Annotated in this window: 10 protein-coding genes and 1 pseudogene; 5 read left to right on the forward strand and 6 right to left on the reverse strand. The window is 76.9% G+C overall.

Annotated features, from left to right (window positions below):
* A partial coding sequence (locus ABEB16_RS06350) for an asparaginase (protein WP_345711417.1) occupies positions 1 to 384 on the reverse strand: 384 nt, incomplete at its 3' end.
* 140 nt (positions 385 to 524) lie between these two features.
* Between ABEB16_RS06350 and ABEB16_RS06355 the strand changes: the two genes are divergently transcribed.
* Positions 525 to 782 (forward strand): DUF1737 domain-containing protein, encoded by a 258-nt coding sequence (locus tag ABEB16_RS06355; protein ID WP_345711418.1) that lies wholly within the window; start codon positions 525 to 527, stop codon positions 780 to 782.
* 24 nt (positions 783 to 806) lie between these two features.
* On the opposite strand, the gene ABEB16_RS06360 is transcribed toward ABEB16_RS06355, so the two are convergent.
* Positions 807 to 1,475 (reverse strand): helix-turn-helix domain-containing protein, encoded by a 669-nt coding sequence (locus ABEB16_RS06360; RefSeq protein WP_345711419.1) that lies wholly within the window; start codon positions 1,473 to 1,475, stop codon positions 807 to 809.
* A 413-nt stretch (positions 1,476 to 1,888) separates the two neighbouring features.
* Here ABEB16_RS06360 and ABEB16_RS06365 point away from each other — a divergent pair.
* Positions 1,889 to 2,398: pseudogene (locus tag ABEB16_RS06365) on the forward strand (EamA family transporter); the annotation flags it as partial.
* Between the two features lie 71 nt (positions 2,399 to 2,469).
* Here the strand turns inward: ABEB16_RS06365 and ABEB16_RS06370 are convergent.
* The gene (locus ABEB16_RS06370; RefSeq protein ID WP_345711420.1) at positions 2,470 to 3,432 is read right to left on the reverse strand and encodes a quinone oxidoreductase family protein; all 963 of its coding nucleotides are present in this window, start codon (positions 3,430 to 3,432) and stop codon (positions 2,470 to 2,472) included.
* Positions 3,433 to 3,795: 363 nt separating this feature from the next.
* Here ABEB16_RS06370 and arfA point away from each other — a divergent pair, with 363 nt between their 5' ends.
* Entirely contained in the window at positions 3,796 to 5,319 is a 1,524-nt protein-coding gene (arfA, locus tag ABEB16_RS06375; RefSeq protein ID WP_345711421.1) for an arabinosylfuranosidase ArfA, read from the forward strand.
* Positions 5,320 to 5,433: 114 nt separating this feature from the next.
* Positions 5,434 to 5,976, forward strand: coding sequence for a universal stress protein (locus ABEB16_RS06380; RefSeq protein ID WP_345711422.1), 543 nt, complete (start codon positions 5,434 to 5,436; stop codon positions 5,974 to 5,976).
* A 13-nt stretch (positions 5,977 to 5,989) separates the two neighbouring features.
* Here ABEB16_RS06380 and ABEB16_RS06385 read toward each other — a convergent pair whose 3' ends face one another.
* Together ABEB16_RS06385 and ABEB16_RS06390 are read right to left on the reverse strand one after the other, a co-directional pair.
* On the reverse strand, positions 5,990 to 6,967 hold the full coding sequence (locus ABEB16_RS06385; protein ID WP_345711423.1) for a DNA/RNA non-specific endonuclease: 978 nt from the start codon (positions 6,965 to 6,967) through the stop codon (positions 5,990 to 5,992).
* Between the two features lie 78 nt (positions 6,968 to 7,045).
* Entirely contained in the window at positions 7,046 to 7,978 is a 933-nt protein-coding gene (locus ABEB16_RS06390) for a Rieske (2Fe-2S) protein (protein ID WP_345711424.1), read from the reverse strand.
* A gap of 135 nt (positions 7,979 to 8,113) precedes the next feature.
* Between ABEB16_RS06390 and ABEB16_RS06395 the strand changes: the two genes are divergently transcribed.
* On the forward strand, positions 8,114 to 8,824 hold the full coding sequence (locus tag ABEB16_RS06395) for a hypothetical protein (protein ID WP_345711425.1): 711 nt from the start codon (positions 8,114 to 8,116) through the stop codon (positions 8,822 to 8,824).
* 27 nt (positions 8,825 to 8,851) lie between these two features.
* Here the strand turns inward: ABEB16_RS06395 and ABEB16_RS06400 are convergent.
* A partial coding sequence (locus ABEB16_RS06400) for a sigma-70 family RNA polymerase sigma factor (protein ID WP_345711426.1) occupies positions 8,852 to 9,189 on the reverse strand: 338 nt, incomplete at its 5' end.

Genomic DNA, 9,189 nt, shown 5'->3' on the forward strand with positions numbered 1-9,189 from the left:
GGCGCGGGCCCGCGCCCGCTCGTCCAGCGGCAGGTCGGGCGGGCAGCGGAGGTCCTCCTCCCCCAGGCCGGCGGCCTGCAGCACCTGGCGGGCGGCGCCGACGTGCTCGTCGGTGCCGGCGTGGCTGGCAGTGGCCAGCGCCAGGGCGTAGCCGCTGACGGGCGCCCCCGCCCGCAGCGCCACGACGGCCTGCAGGGGCTTGAGCGAGGAGCGGGGCAGCACGGTGGCGTCCGGGTCGCCGAGGGCGAGGGCGAGGGCGCCGTCGGCGTCGAGGCCGGCGACCACGCCGCGGTGGGCGCTCTCGCGCACGCCGTCGCGCACGAGGACGGCGAGTTCGGCGGTGGAGTCGGCGGCCGCGGGGGCGGTGCTGCTCGGACCGGTCACGGGCACTCCTGGTCGGGGCTGGGCGGGTCGGGGCCGGGCGGGTCGGGCGGGCAGGTCCCACTGTGCCGCACGCCGCGAGGTCCCCGCCGCGGTGGGCGCCCCGCGGTTAGAGTCGCCCTCCGACGAGTGGGAGGAAACCCGTGAGCGACAGCGCGCCCCTGGCCTACCGGCTGCTGACCGGCCCGGACGACCGCTCCTTCTGCGAGCGCGTCAGCGAGGCCCTCGCGCAGGGGTACCGGCTGCACGGCGGCCCGGCCATCACCTCCGTCGACGGGCGCCCCGTCGTGGCGCAGGCGGTGGTGCTGCGCGGCGGGCCCGGCGACGACGGCGACGGCTCGGCCGCTCTCGCCGCCGCCCTGGGCGGTCCGGACGACGACGGCGCCTCCGTCCCGGGCTGAGGACGGCTCCCCGCCGCACGCCGCTCAGCGGGGGGCGATGGTGACGCGGGTGAAGCGCAGCGGCTCGCCGGTCTCGTTGCGGTAGGCGTAGGCGCGGTCGCTGGCCAGCCTGGCCGCGGAGCCGGCGGCCAGCTCGGTGCGCTCGTCGCCGACGGCGAGGGTCAGCGTGCCCGCCAGGACGAGGAGCAGCTCCTCGGAGCCGGCCGGGTCGGCCTCGGAGGCGTAGTGGTCGCCGGGGGCGATCAGCCACTCCCACAGCTCCGGCGCCGCGGTGCGCGAGCCGGCGACGTGCAGCAGGGCGACGCTGCCCTCCCGCCCGGCCCAGACGGTCACGGGGCCCTCGGAGCGGTGCACGGCGCTGCCGCCGGCGGCGGGGGCCCCGGCGAGGGTGGGGAAGTCGACGCCGAGGGCGCGGGCGAGCTTGTCGACGGTGACCATGCTCGGGTTGGCCTGGCCGAGCTCGACCTGGGTGAGCAGCCGGCGGCTGACGCCGGCGCGGTCGGCGAGCTGCTGGACGGTGAGGCCGGCGCCGCGGCGGCGTTCGCGCACCTGCCCGCCCAGCTGCGCGAGGAACGCGGCGGCCGGTCCGAGGTCCTCCTGCGGCACGGGGTCCTCCGTCTCGGGTGCGCGGGCGCGGCTGCGGGCGTCACCGGTGTGGCCCGACGGCGGCATCGTGCGCACGGAATTGCTCATGTCGGGTGGTCGTTGGGTCGATCAGTTCTCATGCGCGTTATCGTGCTCACGATCTGCACGACGATGCGCACGGACGCTCCTCATCGTAGGAGTTCGATCTGCCGGTGCGCCGCCCCCGCGGGCGGTGCGGCCGAGCACCGACGAGAAGGACCACCCGCTCCATGCACGCCGGCACCGCCCCCGCCCGCCCCCGCATCCCCGCCCCCGCGCTCGCCGTCGCGGCGATGCTCTCCCTGCAGCTCGGCGTGGCCGCCTCCACCCCGCTGTTCGACGAGGTGGGTGCCGCCGGCACGGCCTGGCTGCGGCTGTGCTGGGCGGCGCTGCTCGCCCTCGCGCTGGTGCGCGTGCCCTGGCGGCGCCTCCCCCGGGCCGCCCTCGGCCGGGCCGCGCTGCTCGGGGTGGCCAGCGCCGTGATGACCCTGAGCTTCTTCGAGGCCGTGGCGCGGCTGCCGCTGGGCACCGCGAGCGCGCTGGAGTTCTGCGGCCCCCTCGCGGTGGCGCTGCTCGCCCGCCGGCGCGGCGGCGGGCTGCTCTGGCCGCTCGTCGCCGCCGCCGGCGTGCTGAGCCTCACCCGCCCCTGGAGCGGGGAGCTGGACCCGGTGGGCGTGGCTTTCGCCCTGCTCGCGGCGGTCGGCTGCGGCGGCTACATCGTGCTCACGCACCGCAGCAGCGGGGCGCTGGGCGGGCTGCAGACGCTGGCGGTGTCCTTTCCGGTGGCCGCCCTGGTGGCCACCGCCGTCGCCGCGCCCACGACGGTCGGGGACCTGACGTGGCGCACGGTGCTGCTCGCCGGCGCCGTCGCCCTGCTCGTGCCCGCCCTGCCGTACGCGCTGGAGCTGGCGGCGCTGCGGCGGATGAGCACGGCGGCCTTCGGCACCCTCACGAGCGTGGACCCGGCGGTGGCGGGTGCCGTGGGGCTGGTCCTGCTGCACGAGCGGCCCTCGGTGTGGCAGGCGGTGGGCACCGCGCTGGTGGTGGCGGCCGGCATCGGCGCTCAGGGCAGCAGCAGGAGCTTGCCGGTGCTGCGGCGGGCCTGCAGGTCCTCGTGGGCGCGGCGGGCCTGCGCGAGCGGGTGGCGGCCGCCGACGCGCACGTCGAGCTCGCCGGCCCCGATCCAGCCGAACAGCTCCTCGGCGCGGGCGCGCAGCTCGGCGGCGTCGAGGGTGTAGTGCGCCAGCGTGGGGCGCGTGACGTACAGCGAGCCCGCGGCGTTGAGGCGCTGCAGGTCGAAGGGCGGCACCTGCCCGCTGGCGCCGCCGAAGAGGACGAAGGTGCCCCGGGGCCGCAGCGCCCGCAGGCCGGCGTCGAACGTGGCGCGCCCCACCCCGTCGTAGACGACCGCGACGCCGCGGCCCCGCGTGAGCTCGCGCGCCCGCTCGGCGAAGTCGTCGTAGCCGGCGACCTCGTCGGCACCGGCCGCCCGGGCGAGGTCGGCCTTGTCCGGCGTGGACGTCGTGGCGAGCACGTGGCCGCCGCGCCGCTTGACGATCTGGGTGAGCAGCAGCCCCACACCGCCGGCCGCCGCGTGCACGACGGCCCACTCCCCCGCGGCCACCGGGTGGGTGGAGGTGGCGAGGTAGTGCGCGGTGAGGCCCTGCAGCATGACGGCCGCGGCGGTCTCGGCGCCCACGCCCGCCGGCACCGGGACGAGCTCGCCCGCCGGCACGACGACGCGCTCGGCGTAGCTGCCCGGCGCCCCCTTCCACGCCACGAGGTCGCCGGCCGCGAAGCCCTCGACGCCCTCGCCGACCTCGCGCACCCGGCCGGCGCCCTCCAGGCCGGGGCGGAAGGGCAGCGGCTGGGGGTAGGTGCCGTCGCGGTGGTAGACGTCGATGAAGTTGACGCCGGCCGCCTCCACGTCGACGACGACGCAGCCCGGTCCGGCGGTGGGTTCCGCGACGTCGGCGGGGACGAGGACCTCGGGTCCCCCGGTGCGCTCGATGGTGATCGCCTTCATGGCGGCGGCAACCCCCCGCCCGGCGCACTTCTTCCGCCCGCACCCCGCCGCCCGCGCCCGGCACCCTCCCGGGCGGTGTTGCTTGACCCCGCCGGCATCGCCGTGCATTCTCGTTCCAACGTTGTAATGCAACGTTGCAGACCCAGGAGGTCGACGATGACCGCAACGTCCCGGCGCGCCTCCCCGTGCGGCGCGGCCCTCGCCGGTGCTGTGGGTGCCACGGGGCTCCCGCTCAGCCCGCGGTCGGTGACCCGCACCTCTTGACGGAAGCGGCTCCCGCGAGGACTGTCCCGCGGGAGCCGCTTCCACCCCAACGGCGCGCGCACCAGGCGCGCCGACCGAGACACCCGCGGAAGGACCCCCGTGCGCAACGCCCGCCTCACCCTCGACCCGGCCTTCACCGTGGCCCCCGTCCCGCACCGCCTCTTCGGCTCCTTCGTCGAGCACATGGGCCGCTGCGTCTACACCGGCATCTTCGAGCCCGGCCACCAGGCCGCCGACGAGCGCGGCCTGCGCACGGACGTCCTGCAGCTGGTCCGCGAGCTGGCCCCCACGGTGGTGCGCTACCCGGGCGGCAACTTCGTCTCCGGCTACCGCTGGGAGGACGGCGTCGGCCCGGTGGCCGAGCGCCCCCGCCGCCTGGACCTGGCCTGGGGCTCGGTGGAGACCAACGAGTTCGGCCTCCACGAGTTCGACACCTGGGCCCGCGAGGTCGGCACCGAGACGATGATGGCGATCAACCTCGGCACCCGCGGGGTGCAGGAGGCGCTGGACCTGCTGGAGTACTGCAACATCGGCGGCGGCACCCGGCTGTCCGACCAGCGCATCGCCAACGGCTCCAAGGACCCCTTCGGCATCAAGCTGTGGTGCCTGGGCAACGAGATGGACGGCCCCTGGCAGACGGGGCACAAGACCGCGCACGAGTACGGCCGCCTCGCCGCCGAGACCGCCCGCGCGATGCGCCAGGTCGACCCGGACCTGGAGCTGGTCGCCTGCGGCAGCTCCAGCCGCAGCATGCCGACCTTCGGCGCCTGGGAGTCCACCGTCCTGGAGCTGGCCTACGACCAGGTCGACTACGTCTCCGCGCACGCCTACTACCAGGAGTTCGACGGCGACGCCGCGAGCTTCCTGGCCAGCGCGGTGGACATGGACGCCTTCATCGAGCAGGTCGTGGCGACCGCCGACGGCGTGGGCGCGCGGCTGAAGAACCGCAAGCGCATCAACATCTCCTTCGACGAGTGGAACGTCTGGTACCAGTCGCGCCCCCACAAGGACCCGTCGATCGAGAAGTGGACCGTCGCCCCGCGGGTCATCGAGGACCAGTACTCCGTCACCGACGCCGTCGTCGTCGGCACGCTGCTCAACTCGCTGCTGCGCCACGGCGACCGGGTGACCATCGCCAACCAGGCCCAGCTCGTCAACGTCATCGGCCTGCTGCGCAGCGAGCCGGAGGGCCCGGCGTGGAAGCAGACCATCGCCCACCCCTTCGAGCAGGTGCGCCACCTCGCCAGGGGCCAGGTGCTGCGGGTCGCCGGCACCAGCGACCGCTACGAGACCGCCCGCTTCGGTGACGTGGACGTCGTGGACGCCTCCGCCACCCACGACGAGGAGAGCGGCACCGTGACGCTGTTCCTCGCCAACCGCGACCAGGAGCAGCCGGCCCGCGTCGAGGTCGGCCTGCGCGGCTTCGGCGCCGAGCGGGTGCTGTCGGCCACCACGCTGCACGCCGGTGAGGGCCAGGACCGGCACACGGCCAACACGGCCGACGCCCCGGCCGCGATCGCCCCGCGGGCGCTGGAGGACGTCTCCCTCGTCGACGGCACCGCGACCGTCGTGCTGCCGCCGCTGTCGTGGAGCGTCGTGCAGTTCGCCGGCTCGCCCGCCTGAGCCGTCCGCGCGCGGGCCCCGCCGGGACCTTCCCCGGCGGGGCCCGCGCGCCCCTCATCGATGACGAACGTTCGACCGCCGCGGCGACGAGGCCGCGGTGCGAGGAGGATCCCCGTGTCCGCACGACCCGTGCTCGTCGGTCTCGACGTCGGCAGCGACGCCGACGTCCGCGCGCAGCGCCACGCCACCGCGGCGCTGCGCTGGGGGGCGGACCGCGCCCGGCTCACCGGCGTCCCGCTGGCCGTCGCGACCATCTGGTCCTACCCCCACGTCCCGCCGGCGGTGCGCGGGCGCCCGCTGGCCGGTTTCCCCAGCGCCGAGGAGCGCCGGGAGCAGGTGCGCACCGCGCTGGCCGACGTCACCGCGGCCGCGGGGCTCACCCCGTCCTGGCAGCCCGGCGGTGCGGTGCGGCTGCACGCCCTGCGCGGGCGCGAGGCGCGCACCCTGGTGGCGGACGCGTCGCTCCTGGTGCTGCCGGGGTCGCGGGAGGACCCCGACACCGGGTTCCTCACCGGTGACGTGCGCCGGCAGTTCGCCGCCGCCTGCACGTGCCCCGTCGTGCTGGTCTCCGCCCGGGCCGGCGGCGACCACGTCGTCGACCTGCCCCGGCACTTCTCCGCCGAGCTCACCGCGCGGGGCCACCGAGTCGCCTGCTGAGCGGTCCGGGGTCTCACCACCCGACGTCGGCGGGGCCCGCCAGCAGCTGCCAGCCCGCCAGCGCCGTCTCCCAGCCCCCCGGCGCGCTGGAGGCCTGCACCGGCATCCGGTCGGCCGCCACGAGCGGCCCGAGGTCCAGCCCGGTGAGCGTCGCCACGTCCCCCACCGGCACCTGGTAGGTGGCGAACTCCCCCGGGTCGAACCCGCCGGCCCCGGCGTCGCCGGCCGCGCGTGCGCCGGCCCCCTCCGCGGCCAGCAGGCGCTCCACGAGGCGGGCCTGGTCCAGGACGAAGGCGCTGGCCGCCAGCCCCGCCGGGGCCTGGCCGCCCCGCAGGTCCCGGCCCGACCGCACGTGCGCGACCACCTTGTAGAAGCGCAGCGGGACCTGCACCCCGCGGTACACCGGGTCGGCGTCGTCCAGCACCGGGCCGGTGACGACGACGAGGCGCTGGGCGTGCACCTGCGCGTGGGCGAGGACGAGGTCCTCCAGGCCGTTCCACAGCTGCGGGGACTGGTTGAACGCCGCGTGCTGCGGCGCGGCGTTGGTGTAGCAGAAGGTGTCGGCGTTGGCGCGCTCGGCCTCCTCCGCCGTGCCCCACACCGGGTCCCGGCGGCGGACCAGGTGCCCGCGGTCGAGGTCGTTGCGCGCGTAGAGCTCCTCCCCCGCCTGCTGCGCCTGCGGCACGCGCGGGTCCAGCCACCAGGTGGAGCCCTCGCGGTCCACGTCGCGCAGCCGGGCGCCGTCGATGCCCACGACGGTCGCCGCGGCCAGCCGGCGGTCCGGGCGCAGCACCACGCTGAAGTGGGTGTACGGCAGCACCACGGCCTCGGGGGCGCTGCGGCCGGCTGCGGCGACCGGCAGCGGCACGGGCACGAGGGGGCCGGGGGCCAGGAAGGCGGGGTCGAACCCGGCGCGACCGCGGACCTCCGGGCGGCTGCGCTGGACGGTGGGCAGGTCCTGCCCGGTGCCGAGGCGGGTGGGCTCGCTCATGGGGGCACTCTGCGCCACGGGGCCGACACGCACCACCTCCGGCGGGTGGTGGCGACCACCCGCCTCCCAGCCCGCCCGCTACGCCTCCGGGACGGTCACCACCCGCGCCTGCACCACGCCGTCGACCACCCGCACGTCGAAGCGGGCCTGGTGGGCGACGGAGGGACCGCGCACCACCGAGCCGCTCTCCAGCTCGAAGGCGCTGCCGTGCCAGGGGCAGACGATGCACTCGCGCCCGCGCACCGTCTCCACCGGCCCCTGGTGCAGCGGCCCGCCGAGGTGGGCGCAGCGGTCGGCGAGCACCGTGACCTCGCCGTCGCGGCGGCGCACCAGGACGACGTCGACGTCCCCGCAGCGCCCGCGCACCGGCGCACCGGCCACGAGCTCGACCAGCGGCATCATGGGCTGCCAGTCCTGCGGGGCGCGGTGGGGGACGTCCTCGACGTGGTTGGCTCCCACCGCCCAGCGGGTCGCCAGGTGCCCGCCGATGACGGCGCCGAGGCTGGAGGTGAGCACCCCGGCCAGCCGCCAGCGCCGGCCGCTGGCCTGCCGGCCGCGCGCGTGCTGGACCAGGCCGACGCCGACGAGGACGAGGGCGACCTCGTTGGTGGCGGCGTGCACGAGGCCGATCCGCTGCTGGTCGCTGTGCAGGTCCGCCCAGTCCACGAGCCCGGCGGTGGCGGTGGGCGCGACGGCGACCGCGCCGATGCCGGCGAGCAGCACCGAGACGGAGGTGCGGGCGGGCGAGGGGGCGACGGAGTCCACGACGTCGAGGACGGCGGAGCTGAGCCACGTCCCGATGGGCACCATGGCCATCACGGGGTGCGCGGGGTGGCCCAGCGGGACGCCGTGCAGGACGTCGCGCAGGGCGGGCGAGGGCACCGCCCGGTGGACGAGGTCGCGGACCTTCTCGGCGACGGGGTCCAGGACGGTCAGCTCGCTCAGGCGGTCGATCCAGTCACCGATGGGCGAAGCGCTTCCGGAGCGGTCGGTGCTCGTGGTCGTGGTCACACCCCGGTGGTGACCCGAGAGGGCACGGCCGAAACGCAAGGCAGACCTGACCTCCACGCAGCGTCAGAATCGGCTACTTTCGGTTGAAACAGCGGTGGGCCGATCGGTCGTCCCGCGCGGCGGACGGGGAGGCCCATGGCCAGCAGCGCGGCGGACGGCGGGACCCGTGGCGGCACCGACCCCACCAGCCCGCGCCCGCGCGCGGCCGTCGTCACGCTCCCGGCCGTGGGCGCCGGCGGCGGCGACGGGCTCGACGGCACCCTCACCACCCTCGTCGCCGCAGCGGACGAGGCCGCCGCCTGCGACCTGCCCGTCGTGCTCGCCGTGGCCGTCGAGACCGCACCCACCGCCGGGACCGCCCTCGTGGCCCACTGGCAGCACCTCACCGCGCCACTGGACGCCGTCACCGTCCTCGCCGTGCCCGTCGACGCCCCCGGAGCGCGCCGCCGCGCCACCGCCGCCGGCCTGGCCGACCCGCTCACCGCGCGCCTGGACCCCCGCGAGGTCCTCGTCCTCACCACCACCCCCGGAGCCGTCGTGGGCGTGGACTGGATCCTCGCCCACGCCCGGCTCGCCGGCACCGGCGCCACGGCCGCCACGGCCGTCGTGACCGCCGGGGACGGCGGGGCCGACCGCCCCGGACGACCACCGCGCACCCAGGTCCACGGCGCCAACATGTCCGTGCGGGCCGACGCCTACCTCGCCGTCGGGGGCTTCCCGGCCGTCGACGGCGACGAGGACCTGCAGCTCTGGCAGGCCCTGCTGCAGGCGCGGCACCGGCTCTGCCACGCCCTGGCCCCGGCCGTCACCATCCGGGTGCCGCACCCCTCCCCCGCGCCCGGCTGAGCGGCCGGCGGACCCGGCGCGTCCTGCTCAGGCGGCCTCGACGTCCAGCTGGCGGCGCAGCTTCGCCAGGACCTGCGTCAGCAACCGCGACACCTGCATCTGCGTCACCCCGACGTCGGCGGCGATCTGCGACTGCGTCCAGCCGTGGCCGAAGCGCAGCGAGAGGATGCGCCGGTCGCGCGGGGACAGCTGGCGCAGCAGCGGGCGCAGGCTCACCGAGTCCACGACGTGCTCCAACTGCGGGTCCGGGCCGCCGAGGGTCTCCGCCAGCGACAGCTCCCCCGACCCCTCGACCTGCTGGTCCACCGAGCGCACGTGGTAGAGCTCCACGCTCGCCAGGCACTCGGTGACGTCCTCGATGTCGA

The organism is Kineococcus glutinatus (assembly GCF_039542765.1).
GTDB lineage: Bacteria > Actinomycetota > Actinomycetes > Actinomycetales > Kineococcaceae > Kineococcus_A > Kineococcus_A glutinatus.